The organism is Pseudomonas furukawaii (assembly GCF_002355475.1).
GTDB lineage: Bacteria > Pseudomonadota > Gammaproteobacteria > Pseudomonadales > Pseudomonadaceae > Metapseudomonas > Metapseudomonas furukawaii.
Genome location: NZ_AP014862.1, coordinates 1,066,981 through 1,083,321, shown reverse-complemented (window position 1 = coordinate 1,083,321; position 16,341 = coordinate 1,066,981). Strand labels below are relative to the sequence as shown.

Here is a 16,341-nt window from a genome sequence, read left to right as displayed (position 1 = left end):
GTTACCTCAGTTTCAGGGTGGCGAGGCCAATCAGCACCAGGATCACGGTGATGATCCAGAACCGAACGATGACCCGGGGTTCGGGCCAACCTTTCAGCTCGAAATGGTGGTGGATAGGGGCCATTCGGAATACGCGACGACCGGTCAGCTTGAAGGACGCGACCTGGATCATCACCGACAGGGTTTCCATTACGAACACGCCGCCCATGATGAAGAGCACCACTTCCTGGCGGACGATCACGGCGATGGTGCCGAGGGCCGCGCCAAGGGCCAGGGCGCCCACGTCACCCATGAAGACCTGGGCGGGGTAGGTGTTGAACCAGAGGAAGCCAAGGCCCGCGCCGACCAGGGCGGCGCAGAACACGATCAGCTCGCCTGAGCCCGGCACATAGGGGATGAGCAGGTATTCGGCGAATTTGATGTTCCCCGAGAGGTAGCAGAAGATCCCCAGCGCGCCGCCCACCATCACCGTGGGCATGATCGCCAGGCCGTCGAGGCCGTCGGTCAGGTTCACCGCGTTGGAGGAGCCGACGATCACGAAATAGGTCAGGACCACGAAGCCAATGCCCAGGGGGATCTCGATGTTCTTCACCAGGGGCAGGATCAGGGTGGTCTCGGCCGGCGTGCTGGCGGTCATATAAAGGAAGATCGCAGCGGCGATACCGAACACCGACTGCCAGAAGTACTTCCAGCGGCTGGGCAGGCCTCGGGAGTTCTTCTCGATCACCTTGCGGTAGTCATCCACCCAGCCGATGGCGCCAAAGGCCAGGGTCACGGCCAGTACCACCCAAACGTAACGATTGGCCAGGTCCGCCCATAGCAGGGTGCTGATGGCGATGGCGGTCAGGATGAGCGCGCCGCCCATGGTCGGGGTGCCGGACTTGGACAGGTGCGATTGCGGGCCGTCGTTGCGCACGGCCTGGCCGATCTGGCGGACCTGCAGGGTGCGGATCATCCAGGGACCCAGCCAGAGCGACAGCGACAGGGCCGTCAGGACGCCGAGAATCCCGCGCAGGGTCAGGTACTGGAATACACCGAACCCCTTATGGAACTGTTGCAGGTACTCAGCGAGCAGCAGCAGCATGATTAGTGAGCCTCCCCCGTCCCGCAGAATGCCGCGACGACCTTGTCCATCGCCGCGCTGCGGGAGCCTTTGATAAGAATTGTGGTGTTGTTGTCCTGCTCGTCCGCCAGGGCCTGGATCAGGCTGGCCTGGTCGGCGAAATGGCGTCCCTGGTCGCCAAAGGCGGTTACCGCGTGCGCCATCAGCGGACCAACGGCGTACAAGGCACTGACCTTGCCACGGGCGTAGGCGCCCACCTCGCGGTGACCCTCCTCGGCCCAGTCCCCGAGTTCGCCCATATCCCCGAGCACCAGGATGGTGCGACCGGAAAAGCCGGCGAGTATATCAACGGCGGCCAGCATCGACGCGGGGTTGGCGTTGTAACTGTCATCGATGACGCGCATTCCACTGGCGGCCAGCTGCGCTACGGCGCGGCCCTTGACCGGTTGAAGGCTCTCCAGGCCCTCGCGGATCCCGACCAGCGGCACACCCAGTGCGTAGGCGGCGGCGCTGGCAGCCAGGGCGTTGGCGACGTTGTGCCCGCCCAGCAGGTTGAGCTGGATGTCCGCTTCGCCGGCCAGGCCGCGGAGGCTGAAGCCCACGCAGCCACGGGCATCGCGCTCCAGGTTTTCGGCGCGGAAATCGGCTCGGGCGTCCGCCACGCCGAAACTGAGCACCTTGCGACCGGCGGCGCGGGCGAACCAGATATCGAAGGCGCGATCGTCACGATTGAGCACGGCGATACCATCGGCCGCGAGCCCTTCGATGATCTCGCCCTTCGCCTCGACGATTTTCTCCGGGCCGCCGAATTCGCCTACATGGGCGGTGCCGGCATTGTTCAGGATGGCCACCTGGGGCCGGGTCAGGCCGACGGTGTAGCGGATTTCGCCAACCCGGGATGCGCCCAGTTCGATCACGGCGCTGTCGTGCCCTGGCGCCAGCTCCAGCAGGGTCAGAGGCACACCGAGGTCGTTGTTCAGGTTGCCGCGGGTGGCAAGGACGGTGCCCTGGGTACGCAGGATGCTTGCGAGCATTTCCTTGACGGTGGTCTTGCCGCTGGAGCCGGTCACAGCCGCCACACGGCCGGTGAAACCATCACGGTTGTAGGCACCGAGACGACCCAGGCCATCGCGGGTGTCCGACACCAGCAGTTGCGGAATGGGGGCGTCTGCCACCTTACGTTGAACCAGCGCGGCGACCGCGCCCTTGGCGGCGACATCGGCCAGATAATCGTGACCATCGAAACGCGGCCCCACCAGGGCGACGAACAGTTGACCGGGACCGATCTTGCGGCTGTCACTGGAAACGCCGTCAAAGCTGACGTCGCTGCCCACCAGTTCAGCCTGCAGCGGCACCTGCAATTCGGAGAGACGGAACGGCCTAAGCATGGGGTGCCTCCCAGGCGTCCAGGGCCTTGGCGGCCTCATCCAGGTCGGAGAATACGTGACGAACGCCGGCGATCTCCTGGTAATCCTCATGACCCTTTCCGGCCAACAGGACGACATCGTCCACGCCAGCCGAGGCGATCAGTTGCGCGATGGCCAGCCCTCGGCCGGCAACGAACGCAGCCAGGTCGGGTGCCGAGAAACCGGAACGGATATCGGCGAATATCTGCGCGGGATCTTCGCTGCGTGGGTTGTCATCGGTAACCAGCACGCGATCGGCCAGGCGCTCGGCCACGGCCGCCATCAAGGGGCGCTTGCCACGGTCGCGGTCACCGCCGCAGCCAAACAGGCAGAGCAGGTCGCCACGGGCATGGGGGCGAAGTGCCTGAAGGACTTTTTCCAGGGCATCCGGGGTATGGGCGTAGTCCACCACCACCAGCGGCTTGTCATCTCCCCCAAGCCGCTGCATGCGGCCCACCGGCCCCTGAAGCGCCGGCAGCACCTGCAGGACATCGGCCAGCGGATAGTCCATCGCCAGGAGTGCGCCAACCACGGCCAGGAGGTTGCTCAGGTTGAATCGACCCAGGAGCGGGCTGCGCAGCAGGCCCTCCCCCTGATGGGTCACCAACTGAGCGCTCACGCCCTGATCGTCGAAGTGCGCTTCGCGGCAGTAGAGGAAGGCGTCCTCGTCTTCCAGGCTATAGCTGAACAGACGCGACCCGTGCTGTTCGGCCGCCAGTTGGCGCCCGAACTCGTCATCCAGATTGATCACCCGGGCCTTCAGCTCGGGCCAGGCGAACAGCCGGGACTTGGCCGCGCCGTAGGCCTCCATCGAGCCGTGATAGTCCAGGTGGTCGCGGGAGAGGTTGGTGAACACCGCCACATCGAAATCCAGTGCGGCGACTCGCCCCTGCTCCAGGCCGTGGGAAGACACTTCCATGGCCACCGCACGGGCGCCCGCCTGCTTGAGGTTGGCCAGGGTGGCCTGGACCGCCAGCGGATCGGGCGTGGTATGTCGGCCGCTCTCCAGCTCGCCATGGAAGCCGGTGCCGAGGGTCCCGACGATGCCACAACGTTCGCCCAGGCGATCGAGGGCCTGGGCCAGGAGTTGGCTGACGCTGGTCTTGCCATTGGTACCGGTCACACCGATCAGGCGCAGGGCGCGACTGGGCTCGCCATAGAAACGACCCGCGATGGCCGACATCTGGCCAGCCAGCCCCTTGATTGGAATGAACTCCGCGCCAGCCCGTTCGGCCACGTCGGCGTCGGTAGCCTCGTAGGCTACGGCGACAGCGCCACGAGCGATGGCATCGGCGATATGGGTGCGGCCGTCGCTCAGGGCGCCAGGAATCGCCAGGAACAGATCACCAGGACGGACCTTTCGGCTGTCCAGGGTCAGTTCTCGAATCAGGGTGGAGCCTTGCGCCTGAGGCAGCAGTTGGTTCAGTGGCATGGGCATCAGATCCGCCCTCCTTTGCCTGGAGCCGCTTCCGCGGTCTGTTGTTCCTCGGTCGGCAGGTTGTCCGGGGCGACGTTCATCAGACGCAGCGCACCGGCCATGACCTTGCCGAATACGGGGGCCGAGACCAGGCCGCCGAAATAGCCCGCCTTGCTGGGCTCGTCGATCACCACCACCATGGCCAGCCGGGGATTGCTGGAGGGACCGAAACCCGCGAACAGCGAGCGATAGGCGTTCTGGGTGTAGCCCTTGGTTCCTACGCTGGCTTTACGGGCCGTGCCACTCTTGCCGGACACGTGGTAGCCAGGGACCTTGGCGCGAAAGACGCCACGGGGCGCCTCGACTACTTGCTGGAGCATGCCCTGCATGGTTTTCGCCACGCTCTCGGGAATGACCTGGGCGCCAACTGGAACGTTGTCCACGCGGATCATGGAGAGCGGCACGGCCTGGCCGTTATTGGCCAGGGTGGCGTAGGCGTGGACCAGTTGGATCGCGGTGGTGGACAAGCCGTAGCCGTAGGACAGGGTCGCGGTTTCCGCCTTGCGCCACTCACGATGGTTGGGCAGGTTGCCGACGCGCTCGCCAGGGAAACCGAGGCCGGTGTCCTGGCCCATGCCCAGTTTGCGCATGGTGTCGTAGATCGCCTCGCCGCCAATGTCGAAGGCGATCTTGCTCATGCCGACGTTACTGGAGTTGATCAGGATGCCCGTCAGATCCAGGACAGGGCCCTCGGTCCGGGAAACGTCCTTGATGGTGTAGCGACCGATCTGCAGGTAGCCGGGGTAGACCTCTACTTTGTCTTCCGGCTTCCAGCGCCCGGTTTCCAGGGCCGCCGACATAGAAATGGGTTTCACCGTGGAGCCCGGCTCAAAGACGTCGATCATGGCACGGTTGCGCATGGCTGCAGGCTGCAGGTTGCGACGGTTGTTCGGGTTGTAGGTGGGCTGGTTGGCCATGGCCAGCACTTCCCCGGTCTTGACGTCGACTATCACCAGGCTGCCTGCCTTGGCGCCGTTCTCCACCAGGGCATTGCGCAATTCCCGGTGCGCCAGGTACTGCAGGCGCAGGTCGATGGACAGGGCGAGGGTCTTGCCCGGCTTGGCATTGCGTGCGACCTGGACATCCTTGATCAGGCGACCACGACGATCCTTCAGCACCTGGCGCTTGCCGGGCACGCCGGCCAGCCATTCGTCAAAGGAAAGCTCCACGCCTTCACGACCGCGATCATCCACGTCGGTGAAACCGACGACATGGGCGGTCACCTCGCCGGCCGGGTAGAAACGACGAAACTCCTCGATGCCATAGACGCCCGGGAGCTTGTGGGTGAGGACGGCCTGCCCCTGCTCCGGGGTCAGGCCACGCGCCAGGTAGATGAACTCGCGGCCGGCATTCTGTTCGATGCGCTGGGAGAAAGCCTTGGGGTCCTGCCCCAGCACCTGGGCGATCCGGGACCACTGCTCCCGGGACTCCATCAGCTCCTTGGGGTTGGCCCAGAGCGTGGTGACCGGGGTACTGACCGCCAGCGGCTCACCATTGCGGTCAGTAATCAGGCCGCGATGGGCGGGAATGGGGATATGTCGCACGCTGCGCGCATCGCCATGGGCCTTGAGGAAGTCATGGTCGATGACGTGCAGGTCGACGATGCGCCAGGAAATGGCGCCAATCATGAGGGCGAGAAGCACCAGCACCAGGCGGAAGCGCCAGGGATAGAGGGCGCCTTCCAGCTTCATCATGGCGCCACCATCCGCACTTCGGCCGGATCGGGAATGCGCATCTTCAGCTGCTCGCTGGCCAGCGACTCGATACGGTTGTGGGCGGTCCAGGTGCTCTGCTCGAGAATCAGGCGCCCCCACTCGGCCTGGGCCTTGTCACGTACGCTCAGTTCGCCGTACAGCTCATTGAGGAGCTGACGATTCCAGTGGGCGCAGTAGGACACGGCGATGGCCGACAGCAGCACGCCAATGAAGAGCAGCAACATCACAAGGCTGCCGCCAGGCAGGGGCTTGGCGTAGAGGCGACTCATCGCAGTTTCTCCGCGATACGCATGACCGCGCTGCGGGAGCGCGGATTGGCCTTCAACTCGGCCTCGGAGGCGTACTGGGGCTTGCCCAGCAGCTTGAGGCGCGGCTCGAAGACCGCCTGGCGAATCGGCAGGTCACGGGGCAGGTTATCGGCCTCGCCCTTGGCATGCTTGCGCATGAACAGCTTGACGATGCGGTCCTCCAGCGAGTGGAAACTGATCACCACCAGGCGACCGCCCACGGCCAGGGACTCGAGCGCGGCATCAAGCCCCTGCTCCAGGTCGCCCAGCTCGTTGTTGATATGGATACGGATTCCCTGGAAGGCACGGGTTGCCGGGTTCTTGCCCTTTTCCCAGGCCGGATTCGCGGCCGCCAGCACCGCGGCCAGGTCGGCCGTGCGCTCGAAGGGTTTCTCGGCACGACGCTGGACGACAGCCCGGGCCATGCGCTTGGCGAAACGCTCCTCGCCATACTCCTTGAAGACCCGGGCGATCTCGTCTTCGCTGGCGCTGGCGATCCACTGGGCGGCGCTTTGACCTCGATCGGGGTTCATGCGCATGTCCAGCGGGCCATCATTGAGGAAGCTGAAGCCACGCTCAGGATCGTCCAGTTGCGGGGAGGACACGCCAAGATCCAGCAGTACGCCGTCGATCTTGCCCTCAAGCCCACGCGCACGAACCTCGTCACCGAGCTCGGCAAAGCTTCTCTGCACAATGACAAAGCGGCCGTCTTCGGCCGCCAGAGCTTGCCCCGCTGCAATCGCCTGCGGGTCCTTGTCGAATCCCAGCAGCCGTCCGCCTGGCCCAAGCCGCTCAAGGGCGAGCCGGCTGTGCCCCCCTCGACCGAAGGTGCCGTCCAGGTAACAGCCATCCCCCCGCAGGGCGAGACCCTCCACTGCCTCTTCGAGCAGTACGGTGATATGGCGGAAACTGCTGGATACGCTCACAGGATAAGGTCACGTAGTTCGTCCGGCAGACCGCCGGGCTGTTTGATTGCCATGAGGTCCGCCTCGGAAACTGCGTTCCACGCGTCCTCATCCCACAGTTGAAATTTGTTCAGTTGGCCGACCAGCATCGCGCGCTTATCCAGCCGGGCGTGATCACGCAGTCGCGGCGGAATGAGAAAGCGACCGGCGCTGTCCAGCTCCAGGTCCACGGCATTGCCGATCAACAGGCGTTGCAGGCGGCGAGTCTCCTCGCGCAGGGACGGCAGCTCACGCAGCTTGGCTTCTATGAGCTCCCACTCAGGCAAGGGGTAGACAACCAGACAAGGGTCGACGGCGTCGATCGTGACGATGAGCTGGCCAGCGCAACGCGAAACGAGCTCGTCGCGATACCGACTAGGCATCGCGAGTCGTCCCTTTGCGTCGAGACTGATGGCATTAGCTCCGCGAAACACGGCTGCGCTTCCCCTTTGATTGGCTTTCCTTGCCAGTAAATCCCACTTCTACCCACTTCGCTCCACTTCCGCACACTATAGAAATGCGCCAGCCCCACCGTCAAGGCGGGCAAAAGGGGAAAACTCCTTACAGGACGGCAATTTAGCGAGGATTCTGAGGGGGTGTACGAGGTTTGACAGCGCAAAAAGGAGAAGAAAAATCCAAGACTTACAACCAGCTGAACTTCGAACTTAAAGTGAATTGTTAAGAGCTGGATACTTTCGACATTGCGACGAAAGGAAACAGGGATCAGGAGTGCAATCGGGGAACGAGGGAAAAGAAGTGGAGAGTCGATCTGTAAGCCGGGTTCTGTCGAGGACAGTCATTCATCTACGGCGGCCATCACTGACAACCTTTAGCAACCTACCCGAATCCGACGCGGGCCACGCCATGGATTCCTATTTGGTCTTGCTCCGAGTGGGGTTTGCCTAGCCACGAACTGTTACCAGTCGTGCGGTGCGCTCTTACCGCACCTTTTCACCCTTACCGGCGCTTACGCGCTTAGGCGGTTATTTTCTGCGGCACTTTCCGTAGGCTCACGCCTCCCAGGCGTTACCTGGCACTCTGCCCTATGGAGCCCGGACTTTCCTCCCTCTCAAAATCGTAGAACGAAATGAGACAGCGACTGTCCGATCGACTCTCCGCCGACTAGGGTAACGGCGCCCGAGACAAGCTGCAAGCAAGTCGACCTGCGACGCGAACTCTCAAATCCGCACAGAGTCTCGCCCCAGAGCCCGCCGCTCACGATTGACGCTTCAGCGCCTCCTGATACAGCAGGTTCTTGCGCACCCCCGTGATCTCAGCGGCCAGCGCCGCAGCGCGCTTCACCGGCATCTCCGCAAGCAGCAACTCCAATACCCGCACGGCCTCGGCGCTCACGGAGTCCTCGCCTTCCGGCGGCTGCCAGCCGCCAACCAGAACCACACACTCACCCCGCTGCTGGTTGGCGTCGGCCGCGACCCAGGCGCAGAGCTCCGCAAGAGAAGCCCCCTTCAGCGTCTCGAAGGTTTTGGTCAGCTCCCTCGCCAACACCGCTTGCCGCTCGCCGCCGAACACGCCCCGCATATCCTCCAGGGACTCCAGCAGTCGGTGGGGAGCCTCATAGAAGATCAATGTGCGCGACTCTTCCCTTACCCCTTCCAGCCGCCCGCGGCGTGCACTGGCCTTGGCCGGCAGGAACCCTTCGAAACTGAATCGATCCGAGGGCAGGCCTGCTGCGGACAGCGCAGCGATAAGCGCACAGGCACCGGGAACGGGTACCACGCGAACACCTGCCGCCTGGGCCGAGCGCACCAGATGAAAGCCCGGATCAGAGATGAGCGGCGTTCCCGCATCGGAGATCAGGGCGACATTCTCTCCCGACAGCAAACGGGACAGGAAACGGCCGCCATGATCCCGCTCGTTATGCTCGTGACAAGCCGCCAGGGGCGTTTCGATACCGAAGTGCTGCAGCAGGCGGGCCGAATGCCGGGTGTCTTCCGCGGCGATCAGCGAGACCTCCCGCAGCACCTTCAGAGCCCGAGCCGTGATGTCATCCAGATTGCCAATCGGCGTTGCGACCACATAGAGCGTGCCCGGAACACCACCACTGGCAGAAGAAAGAGCCACAAGACACCTCGGAAAGTACGGAAAGGCGGCATTGTATCTCGATTCGCCGGGTCGACATCGCACCCCACCCGGGCCTTGGGTACAATCGCACCTTTCTCCAACGAGTATCGGGACCGATAAATGATCGCCTGCCTGCGTCCGCTCTCCGCCCTCTGCCTTGCCGGCCTGCTGGCCGCCTGCGCCAGTTCGCCCTCGTCCAGCCTCGGCGAACTGCCTCGGACTCCCGACGCCAGCATCGAGCAATTGCTGCAGCAGGCCAGCACCGCCAAGCCCGAGCAGGCAGCGTCGCTGCGCCTCTCCGCCGCCGACCTCGCTTACAAGCAGCAGGATATCGGACGCTCGGCCCGCATCCTCGAGCAGATTCCGCTGGACAGCCTGAAACCGGCCCAACAGGTTTTCGCCAGCACGCTGTCCGCCGAGTTGGCCATGACCCGCAACCAGCCCAAGAGCGCCCTGAAAGCCCTGGCCCACCCAAGCCTGGAGCGCCTGGCCGAGTTGCCGGTCGATCAACAGGTGCGCACCCAGCTCGTTCGTTCGCGAGCCCTGGAAGCCGACGGCCAAACGCTTGCCGCCGCTCGCGAGCGCGTCTTCATCGCCCCGCTGCTCAACGGCGATTCCGCCGCCAGCAACCACGAGGCCATCTGGACGCTGGTCTCCCACCTGCCCCTGGACCAGTTGCAGGGAGGCGCCGACAAGGACCTTTCCGGTTGGCTGGAACTCGCGCGCCTGACCAAGACATCCGCCACCCTCGAGCAACAGCAAGCCAGCATCGATAACTGGCGCAAGCAGAACCCGGACCACCCAGCAGCCAAGCAACTGCCCCTGCCACTGGTCAAGCTGAAGGAACTGGCGAATCAACCCCTGACCAAGATCGCATTGCTGCTGCCTCAGGAAGGACAACTGGCCACCGTGGCCCGCGCCCTTCGGGACGGATTCCTGGCCGCCCACTACCAGGCGCAACAGGCTGGCCAGGCGCAACCGGCCATCGAGATCTACGACAGCTCCAAACTGGGCTCCGTGGACGAGTTCTACCGCAAGGCTCAGGCTGACGGCGTGCAACTGGTGGTCGGCCCGCTGGAGAAGCCCCTGGTCAAGCAGCTCAGCGCACGAGAACAGCTCCCCATCACCACCCTGGCGCTGAACTACAGCGACTCAAACCAGGAGTCCCCCGCACAACTGTTCCAATTCGGCCTCGCCGCCGAGGACGAAGCTCGCGAAGTCGCTCGCCGCGCGTGGGCAGATGGCATGCGCAGTGCCGTCGCACTGGTGCCCCGTGGAGAGTGGGGAGACCGTGTCCTCCGCGCCTTCCAGCAAAGCTGGCAGGCGGAAGGCGGACGCCTGATCGCCGCCGAGCATATGGACCAGCCGGTTGCGCTGGCCCAGCAAATCGCCGATCTCTTCCAGCTTCGCCAAAGCGAAGCCCGCGCCAAACGCCTCCAGAGCACCCTGGGCGTGGCCGTTGCCTCACAGCCGGCGCGCCGCCACGACGTGGACTTCATCTTTCTAGCCGCCACACCGCAACAAGCCCAGCAGATCAAGCCGACCCTTGCCTTCCAGTACGCAGGTGACGTACCGGTCTATGCCACCTCCCACCTCTACTCCGCCGCCAACGACCCAGCCCAATACCAGGACCTGAATGGCATTCGCTTCTGCGAAACGCCCTGGCTGCTGAACAGCGATGATCCACTGCGCCAGCAGACAGCCAGCCAGTGGCCGCAAGCCGGCGGCAGCCTCGGTCGCCTGTACGCCATGGGAGCCGACGCCTATCGCCTGGCCCCACGCCTGACCCAACTCAAGGCCCTGCCGGACACTCAGGTGGACGGCCTCTCCGGACGCCTCAGCCTGAATCCCGCACAACGTATCGAACGCCAACTGCCCTGGGCCGAGTTCCGCGACGGGCAAGTGCAACGCCTGGAAGACAGCGACACTTGACCGACAGGCGATCGCGCGGGCAGCAGGCCGAAGCCCTTGCCCGCGCCCACTTGGAAGCAAATGGACTGCGCCTGTTGTCGCAGAACTGGCGGTGCCGGCGCGGCGAGCTCGATCTGGTCATGCTCGACGGCGATACAGTAGTATTCGCCGAAGTCCGCTACCGGCGTCACGCCGGCTGGGGCGGCGCCCTAGAGAGCGTCGATGCCCGCAAGCGTGAAAAACTGGCATACGCCGCCCAGCAGTTCCTCCAGCAGGAATCCCGCTGGGCAAGATACCCTTGTCGATTTGATGTGATTGCCGTCTCTGCAATGGACGGTGATTCGCCCCCGCGACTGACCTGGCTGAAGAACGCCTTCGACACCTGATCGGTCGCCCCACTGAAGGTCTTACCCGATGGACATGCAACCCCGTATCCGCCAACTCTTCCAGGCCAGCATCGACACCAAGCTGCAGGCTATGGAACTGCTGGCCCCGCACATCGAGCACGGCAGCATGGTCATGGTCCACGCCCTGCTCAATGAGGGCAAGATCCTGTCCTGCGGCAACGGCGGCTCGGCCGGCGACGCCCAGCATTTCTCCTCGGAGCTGCTCAACCGCTTCGAGCGCGAACGCCCCAGCCTGCCAGCCATTGCACTGACCACCGACAGCTCCACCATCACCTCCATTGCCAACGACTACAGCTACAACGAGGTGTTCTCGAAGCAGATTCGCGCCCTGGGCCAACCCGGGGACATCCTGTTGGCGATTTCCACCAGCGGCAACTCCGCAAATGTGATCCAGGCGATCCAGGCGGCTCACGACCGCGAGATGGTGGTTGTCGCCCTGACCGGACGCGACGGCGGCGGCATGGCCTCCCTGCTACTGCCCGAGGACGTGGAGATTCGCGTCCCCTCCAAGGTGACCGCACGCATCCAGGAAGTGCACCTGCTGACCATCCATTGCCTCTGCGACCTGATCGATCGTCAACTGTTTGGGAGTGAAGAATGACCCGTTCCCCCCTGCTAATCGCCAGTCTCGCCCTGTGCCTCGCCCTTGCGGGCTGCGGCGGCCGCACCATCGGCAAGACCATCGACGACCAATCGACCCCGTCGAAGGTCCGCGCCAAGGTTGAAGCCGCCAGCCCCGACCTGAAGACCAACTCCCGCGTCGTGGTAGCCAGCTACAACGGCATCGTGCTGCTGGCCGGCCAGACCCCTCGCGCCGACCTCAAGGAGCTCGCTGGCCAGGCGGCCCAGTCCGCCCAGGGCGTCCGCCGCGTACACAACGAACTGCAGGTGACGCAACCCGCCTCGGCGCTGGCCATCCTCAACGACAGCACCATCACCACCAAGATCACCACCCAGTTGCTGGCGGACAGCAAGGTACCGAGTTCGCAGATCAAGGTGATCACCGAGAACGGAATCGTTTACCTGCTGGGCCTGGTGACTCGCCAGGAAGCGCAACTGGCCACCAGTATCGTGCAGGGCGTCTCCGGCGTGCAGAAGATCGTGCGACTCTTCGAATACACCAACTGAGCCAGGCTCCTGGCACAAAAAAGGCGATCCACTGGATCGCCTTTTTTTCACTTCACCACTTTGAGACTGGGCCGTCCACTGGGGCGCACAGAGTCGCTCCCCGATGAAGGCTCACCGCCGGACGGACCATCGTCATCGGGCCCCTGGTCGTCATCGTCAGGCATCGGCGGCTCCAGATCGAAGACCATGCCCTGCCCGTTTTCTCGGGCATAGATGGCCATAACAGCGGCCGATGGGATGTAAAGGCTGTGGGCCACGCCACCAAAGCGCCCCTCGAAGCTCACCGCTTCGTTGTCCATGTGCAGGTGTCGCACCGCACTGGGGGAAACATTGAGAACGATCTGGCCGTCATTGGCATAACCGGGCGGAACCCGGACGCCGGCATGCTCCGCATTCACCAGCAGGTGCGGGGTACAGTTGTTGTCGACTATCCACTCGTAGAGGGCGCGAACCAGGTAGGGACGACTGGAGTTCATATTGGGCTCCTCAGCGCATATCGCGCTCGACGGCGGACAGACTGGCCCGGAACGAGTCACGGGCGAAGGCCCGCTCCATGTAATCCAGCAGCGGCTTAGCCGGACGCGGAAGCTCGATGCCCAGCACCGGAAGGCGCCAGAGGATCGGCAGCAGGCAGCAGTCCACCAGACTGAAATCTTCGCTCAGAAAATACGGTTTGTCCGCAAACAGCGGCGACACGCCGGTGAGACTCTCACGCAACTCCTTTCGCGCGATCGCCCTGTCAGCATCCTTTACATGCGGATCGAGGATGCGATCCACCAGCGAACACCAGTCACGCTGGACACGATGGATCAGCAGACGGGTATTGGCCCGTGCGACCGGATAGACCGGCAGCAATGGCGGATGGGGGTAGCGCTCTTCCAGGTACTCCATGACGACCGTGGATTCGTACAGGGCAAGATCCCGATCAACCAGGGTCGGCACACTGCCATAGGGGTTTATCTCTGCCAGCCTTGGCGGAAAGCGCCCTGGCTCGACATTGATGATCTCGGCGGCGACACCCTTCTCGGCGAGCACGATGCGCACCCGATGGGAGTAGTGGTCGGCAGGGTCGGAGTAACAGGCCAGCCTGTTGGTGACGGCCATAGCGCCCTCCTCGCTTTGGATTATTCAGGGGCAGAAAGACACGCGCGCCCACGAGGGGCGCGCGCTTGTACAACGATGCAGCAGTCTATCAGTGAACGTCCTTCCAGTACTCGCGCTTGAGCAGGTAGGCGAACACGAAGAAGAATGCCAGGTACAGCAGGACATAGGTACCGACGCGCTGGCTTTCCAGCTTGACCGGGTTGGCCGAGTAGGCGAGGAAGGTCACCAGGTTCTGGATCTTCTCGTCGAACTCGGCTTCGGTCAGCTTGCCGGTCTTCGGCAGCACGGTCAGCTGGTCGCAAGCTTCATGAGTCAGCGGAGCACCGGTCAACGGGTCGTACTGCTTCTTGCCATCCTCGACCACCTGGACCTGCTTGCATCCAACGACCTGGCGACCCTGCAGGCTCACCAGCACGTTGGGCATACCGACGTTCGGGAAGACCTTGTTGTTCACACCCCAGGGGCGGGAAGGATCTTCGTAGAAGGCGCGCAGGTAGCTGTACAGCCAATCGTTGCCACGGACGCGTGCAACCAGGGTCAGGTCCGGCGGAGCCGCACCAAACCAGGTCTTGGCATCCTGAGCCTGCATGCCGATCTTCATGTGGTCGCCGATCTTGGCGCCAGTGAAGACCAGGTTCTCCATCATCAGCTCTTCAGGAATGCCCAGATCCTTGGCAACACGCTCATAGCGCTGGAACTTGGCACTGTGGCAGCCCATGCAGTAGTTCGCGAACGTACGCGCGCCGTCCTGCATGGCAGCCTTGTCGGTCAGGTCGATATCGACCTTGTCCAGATGCACGTTGCCACCGGCGGCGAAGGAGAGTGCCGGCAGCGCAGCGAGAACAAATGCAGCAAATAGCTTTTTCATCAGCCTGTCACCCTTTCCGGTACCGGTTTGGTTTTTTCCATCCTTGTGTAGAACGGCATCAGGATGAAGTACGCGAAGTACAGGATGGTGCACACCTGGGACAGCAGGGTGCGGCCCGGAGTCGGAGCCAGCACGCCGAGGACACCGAGGATGACGAAGGAGATGCAGAACACCAGCAGCCAGACCTTGCTCAGCCAACCCTTGTAACGCATGGATTTCACCGGACTGCGATCCAGCCACGGCAGCACGAACAGGATGGCGATGGCCGCACCCATGGCGATTACGCCCATGAGTTTGTCCGGAACCGCCCGCAGGATTGCGTAGAACGGGGTGAAGTACCAGACAGGAGCAATATGCTCAGGGGTCTTGAAGGGGTTGGCCTGTTCGAAGTTCGGCTTCTCGAGGAAATACCCCCCCATTTCCGGGAAGAAGAACACCACGAAACAGAACACGAAGAGGAAAACCACCACACCGACAATGTCTTTAACGGTGTAGTAGGGATGGAACGCAATGCCGTCCAGCGGCACGCCGTTCTCGTCCTTCTTCTTCTTGATGTCTACGCCATCCGGGTTGTTGGAACCCACTTCGTGCAGAGCAAGGATGTGCAGAACAACCAGGCCGAGCAGAACGATCGGCAGAGCGATCACGTGCAAGGCGAAGAAGCGGTTCAGGGTGATGCCGGAAATCAGGTAGTCGCCACGGATCCACTGGGTCAGGTCTTCACCTACCACCGGAATCGCACCGAACAGGGAGATGATCACCTGGGCACCCCAGTAGGACATCTGGCCCCAGGGCAGCAGGTAGCCCATGAAGGCCTCGGCCATCAGGGCGAGGTAGATCAACATACCGAAGATCCACACCAGCTCGCGGGGCTTCTGGTAGGAGCCGTAGAGCAGGCCGCGGAACATGTGCAGATAGACGACGACGAAGAAAGCCGATGCACCGGTGGAGTGCAGGTAGCGGATGATCCAGCCGTACTCCACGTCGCGCATGATGTACTCGACGGAGGCGAAGGCCTCTTCCGCGGACGGAGTGAAACTCATGGTCAGCCAGATACCGGTGAGGATCTGGTTAACCAGCACCAGCAACGCCAGCGAACCGAAGAAGTAGAAGAAGTTGAAGTTCTTCGGTGCGTAGTACTTGCTCAGATGGTCTTCCCACATCTTGGTCGCGGGGAAGCGCGCATCGACCCATTCCATGAATTTGCTCATCAGGCCTTCTCCTGGTCCACACCGACGACGATGACGTCATCCGACTCGTACGAGTAGGGCGGCACCGGCAGGTTCAGCGGCGCAGGCTGCGCCTTGTAGACACGACCGGCAAGGTCATAGCGGGAGCCGTGGCAGGGACAGAAGTAGCCACCGACCCACTCGGGACCCAGATCAGCCGGCGCGACTTCCGGACGGAAGGACGGCGAGCAGCCCAAGTGGGTGCAGATCCCCACCAGTACCAGGATCTCCGGCTTGATCGAGCGATTGACCGGATCCACGTAGGTCGGCTGGACCGACACCTTGGATTCCGGATCAGCCATGCTGTCGTGGATCTTGCCAAGGTTGGCGAGGATCTCTTCGGTACGACGCATGATGAACACCGGCTGACCGCGCCATTCGGCCACGATCTGCTGGCCCGCCTCGACCTTGCCTATGTTCACTTTGACCGGTGCACCCGCGGCCTTGGCCTTGGCACTGGGCAGCCATGACCCCACGAACGGGACCGCAGCCCCCACCGCCCCCGCCGCACCGACCACGGACGTGGCCGCTACGAGGAAGCGACGCCGGCCTGCATTCACGCCGTCATTGCTCATTCAGTCGTCTCCCATCAGCTTCATTGGCCTGTTGTTCAGGCCTGTACTAAGTAAAAAATCGAGCCGCGCAAAAAATTCGCCAAATGGTAAAGAAAACCCCCTTTCCTGACAAGGTAATAGCCGGATACAAAACAGCCGGAACCCT

General features: G+C 63.1%; 17 protein-coding genes and 1 other RNA gene. 4 read left to right on the top strand and 14 right to left on the bottom strand.

The genetic code is table 11. From position 1 onward, the window contains the following. Position 1: 1 nt before the first annotated feature. From mraY to rsmI, 9 genes are all read right to left on the bottom strand, one after another. Positions 2–1,084 carry a phospho-N-acetylmuramoyl-pentapeptide-transferase gene (gene mraY, locus KF707C_RS05055; protein ID WP_003448456.1) on the bottom strand — a complete coding sequence of 361 codons (1,083 nt, stop codon included), beginning with the start codon at positions 1,082–1,084 and terminating at the stop codon, positions 2–4. Positions 1,085–1,086: 2 nt separating this feature from the next. Continuing rightward, the gene (locus KF707C_RS05050; protein ID WP_036990996.1) at positions 1,087–2,451 is read right to left on the bottom strand and encodes a UDP-N-acetylmuramoyl-tripeptide--D-alanyl-D-alanine ligase; all 1,365 of its coding nucleotides are present in this window, start codon (positions 2,449–2,451) and stop codon (positions 1,087–1,089) included. After that, positions 2,444–3,907: a UDP-N-acetylmuramoyl-L-alanyl-D-glutamate--2,6-diaminopimelate ligase gene (murE, locus tag KF707C_RS05045; protein WP_003448458.1), complete on the bottom strand. Its 1,464-nt coding sequence runs from the start codon at positions 3,905–3,907 to the stop codon at positions 2,444–2,446. The genes KF707C_RS05050 and murE overlap by 8 nt, the downstream gene beginning before the upstream one ends. Beyond that, entirely contained in the window at positions 3,907–5,640 is a 1,734-nt protein-coding gene (locus tag KF707C_RS05040; RefSeq protein WP_003448459.1) for a peptidoglycan D,D-transpeptidase FtsI family protein, read from the bottom strand. Before KF707C_RS05040 ends, murE begins: the two co-directional genes overlap by 1 nt. Then, entirely contained in the window at positions 5,637–5,930 is a 294-nt protein-coding gene (gene ftsL, locus KF707C_RS05035; RefSeq protein WP_003448460.1) for a cell division protein FtsL, read from the bottom strand. Before ftsL ends, KF707C_RS05040 begins: the two co-directional genes overlap by 4 nt. Then, positions 5,927–6,874 (bottom strand): 16S rRNA (cytosine(1402)-N(4))-methyltransferase RsmH, encoded by a 948-nt coding sequence (gene rsmH / locus KF707C_RS05030; protein ID WP_003448461.1) that lies wholly within the window; start codon positions 6,872–6,874, stop codon positions 5,927–5,929. The genes ftsL and rsmH overlap by 4 nt, the downstream gene beginning before the upstream one ends. Continuing rightward, positions 6,871–7,326, bottom strand: a complete 456-nt coding sequence (mraZ, locus tag KF707C_RS05025) for a division/cell wall cluster transcriptional repressor MraZ (RefSeq protein WP_036990999.1) — start codon at positions 7,324–7,326, stop codon at positions 6,871–6,873. The genes rsmH and mraZ overlap by 4 nt, the downstream gene beginning before the upstream one ends. A gap of 322 nt (positions 7,327–7,648) precedes the next feature. Continuing rightward, an RNA gene (gene rnpB, locus KF707C_RS05020) (RNase P RNA component class A) lies at positions 7,649–8,007 on the bottom strand. 100 nt (positions 8,008–8,107) lie between these two features. Further along, positions 8,108–8,974 (bottom strand): 16S rRNA (cytidine(1402)-2'-O)-methyltransferase, encoded by an 867-nt coding sequence (gene rsmI, locus KF707C_RS05015; protein ID WP_003448463.1) that lies wholly within the window; start codon positions 8,972–8,974, stop codon positions 8,108–8,110. A 120-nt stretch (positions 8,975–9,094) separates the two neighbouring features. Between rsmI and KF707C_RS05010 the strand changes: the two genes are divergently transcribed. The 4 genes from KF707C_RS05010 to KF707C_RS04995 are packed head-to-tail and all read left to right on the top strand — an operon-like array spanning position 9,095 to position 12,420. Beyond that, on the top strand, positions 9,095–10,906 hold the full coding sequence (locus KF707C_RS05010; protein WP_003448465.1) for a penicillin-binding protein activator: 1,812 nt from the start codon (positions 9,095–9,097) through the stop codon (positions 10,904–10,906). After that, positions 10,903–11,271, top strand: a complete 369-nt coding sequence (locus KF707C_RS05005; protein ID WP_003448467.1) for a YraN family protein — start codon at positions 10,903–10,905, stop codon at positions 11,269–11,271. The genes KF707C_RS05010 and KF707C_RS05005 overlap by 4 nt, the downstream gene beginning before the upstream one ends. A gap of 28 nt (positions 11,272–11,299) precedes the next feature. After that, positions 11,300–11,893: a phosphoheptose isomerase gene (locus tag KF707C_RS05000; RefSeq protein WP_003448470.1), complete on the top strand. Its 594-nt coding sequence runs from the start codon at positions 11,300–11,302 to the stop codon at positions 11,891–11,893. Further along, positions 11,890–12,420, top strand: a complete 531-nt coding sequence (locus KF707C_RS04995; RefSeq protein ID WP_003448472.1) for a BON domain-containing protein — start codon at positions 11,890–11,892, stop codon at positions 12,418–12,420. Before KF707C_RS05000 ends, KF707C_RS04995 begins: the two co-directional genes overlap by 4 nt. A 47-nt stretch (positions 12,421–12,467) precedes the next feature. On the opposite strand, the gene KF707C_RS04990 is transcribed toward KF707C_RS04995, so the two are convergent. From KF707C_RS04990 to petA, 5 genes are all read right to left on the bottom strand, one after another. Beyond that, on the bottom strand, positions 12,468–12,896 hold the full coding sequence (locus KF707C_RS04990) for a ClpXP protease specificity-enhancing factor (protein ID WP_003448473.1): 429 nt from the start codon (positions 12,894–12,896) through the stop codon (positions 12,468–12,470). A 10-nt stretch (positions 12,897–12,906) separates the two neighbouring features. Further along, on the bottom strand, positions 12,907–13,524 hold the full coding sequence (locus KF707C_RS04985; protein ID WP_003448474.1) for a glutathione S-transferase N-terminal domain-containing protein: 618 nt from the start codon (positions 13,522–13,524) through the stop codon (positions 12,907–12,909). A gap of 88 nt (positions 13,525–13,612) precedes the next feature. After that, positions 13,613–14,392: a cytochrome c1 gene (locus KF707C_RS04980; RefSeq protein ID WP_003448475.1), complete on the bottom strand. Its 780-nt coding sequence runs from the start codon at positions 14,390–14,392 to the stop codon at positions 13,613–13,615. Further along, positions 14,392–15,603 carry a cytochrome b gene (locus tag KF707C_RS04975; protein WP_003448476.1) on the bottom strand — a complete coding sequence of 404 codons (1,212 nt, stop codon included), beginning with the start codon at positions 15,601–15,603 and terminating at the stop codon, positions 14,392–14,394. Before KF707C_RS04975 ends, KF707C_RS04980 begins: the two co-directional genes overlap by 1 nt. Beyond that, positions 15,603–16,196, bottom strand: coding sequence for a ubiquinol-cytochrome c reductase iron-sulfur subunit (petA, locus tag KF707C_RS04970; RefSeq protein ID WP_003448477.1), 594 nt, complete (start codon positions 16,194–16,196; stop codon positions 15,603–15,605). Before petA ends, KF707C_RS04975 begins: the two co-directional genes overlap by 1 nt. Between the last annotated feature and the right edge of the window lie 145 nt (positions 16,197–16,341).

What these genes read in the sequence shown, in the direction of transcription:
- mraY (WP_003448456.1), bottom strand. Translation starts at nt 1,084, where the DNA reads ATGCTGCTGCTGCTCGCTGAGTACCTGCAACAGTTCCATAAGGGGTTC.
- KF707C_RS05050 (WP_036990996.1), bottom strand. Translation starts at nt 2,451, where the DNA reads ATGCTTAGGCCGTTCCGTCTCTCCGAATTGCAGGTGCCGCTGCAGGCT.
- murE (WP_003448458.1), bottom strand. Translation starts at nt 3,907, where the DNA reads ATGCCCATGCCACTGAACCAACTGCTGCCTCAGGCGCAAGGCTCCACC.
- KF707C_RS05040 (WP_003448459.1), bottom strand. Translation starts at nt 5,640, where the DNA reads ATGATGAAGCTGGAAGGCGCCCTCTATCCCTGGCGCTTCCGCCTGGTG.
- ftsL (WP_003448460.1), bottom strand. Translation starts at nt 5,930, where the DNA reads ATGAGTCGCCTCTACGCCAAGCCCCTGCCTGGCGGCAGCCTTGTGATG.
- KF707C_RS05010 (WP_003448465.1), top strand. Translation starts at nt 9,095, where the DNA reads ATGATCGCCTGCCTGCGTCCGCTCTCCGCCCTCTGCCTTGCCGGCCTG.
- KF707C_RS05000 (WP_003448470.1), top strand. Translation starts at nt 11,300, where the DNA reads ATGGACATGCAACCCCGTATCCGCCAACTCTTCCAGGCCAGCATCGAC.
- KF707C_RS04995 (WP_003448472.1), top strand. Translation starts at nt 11,890, where the DNA reads ATGACCCGTTCCCCCCTGCTAATCGCCAGTCTCGCCCTGTGCCTCGCC.
- KF707C_RS04990 (WP_003448473.1), bottom strand. Translation starts at nt 12,896, where the DNA reads ATGAACTCCAGTCGTCCCTACCTGGTTCGCGCCCTCTACGAGTGGATA.
- KF707C_RS04985 (WP_003448474.1), bottom strand. Translation starts at nt 13,524, where the DNA reads ATGGCCGTCACCAACAGGCTGGCCTGTTACTCCGACCCTGCCGACCAC.
- KF707C_RS04980 (WP_003448475.1), bottom strand. Translation starts at nt 14,392, where the DNA reads ATGAAAAAGCTATTTGCTGCATTTGTTCTCGCTGCGCTGCCGGCACTC.
- KF707C_RS04975 (WP_003448476.1), bottom strand. Translation starts at nt 15,603, where the DNA reads ATGAGCAAATTCATGGAATGGGTCGATGCGCGCTTCCCCGCGACCAAG.
- petA (WP_003448477.1), bottom strand. Translation starts at nt 16,196, where the DNA reads ATGAGCAATGACGGCGTGAATGCAGGCCGGCGTCGCTTCCTCGTAGCG.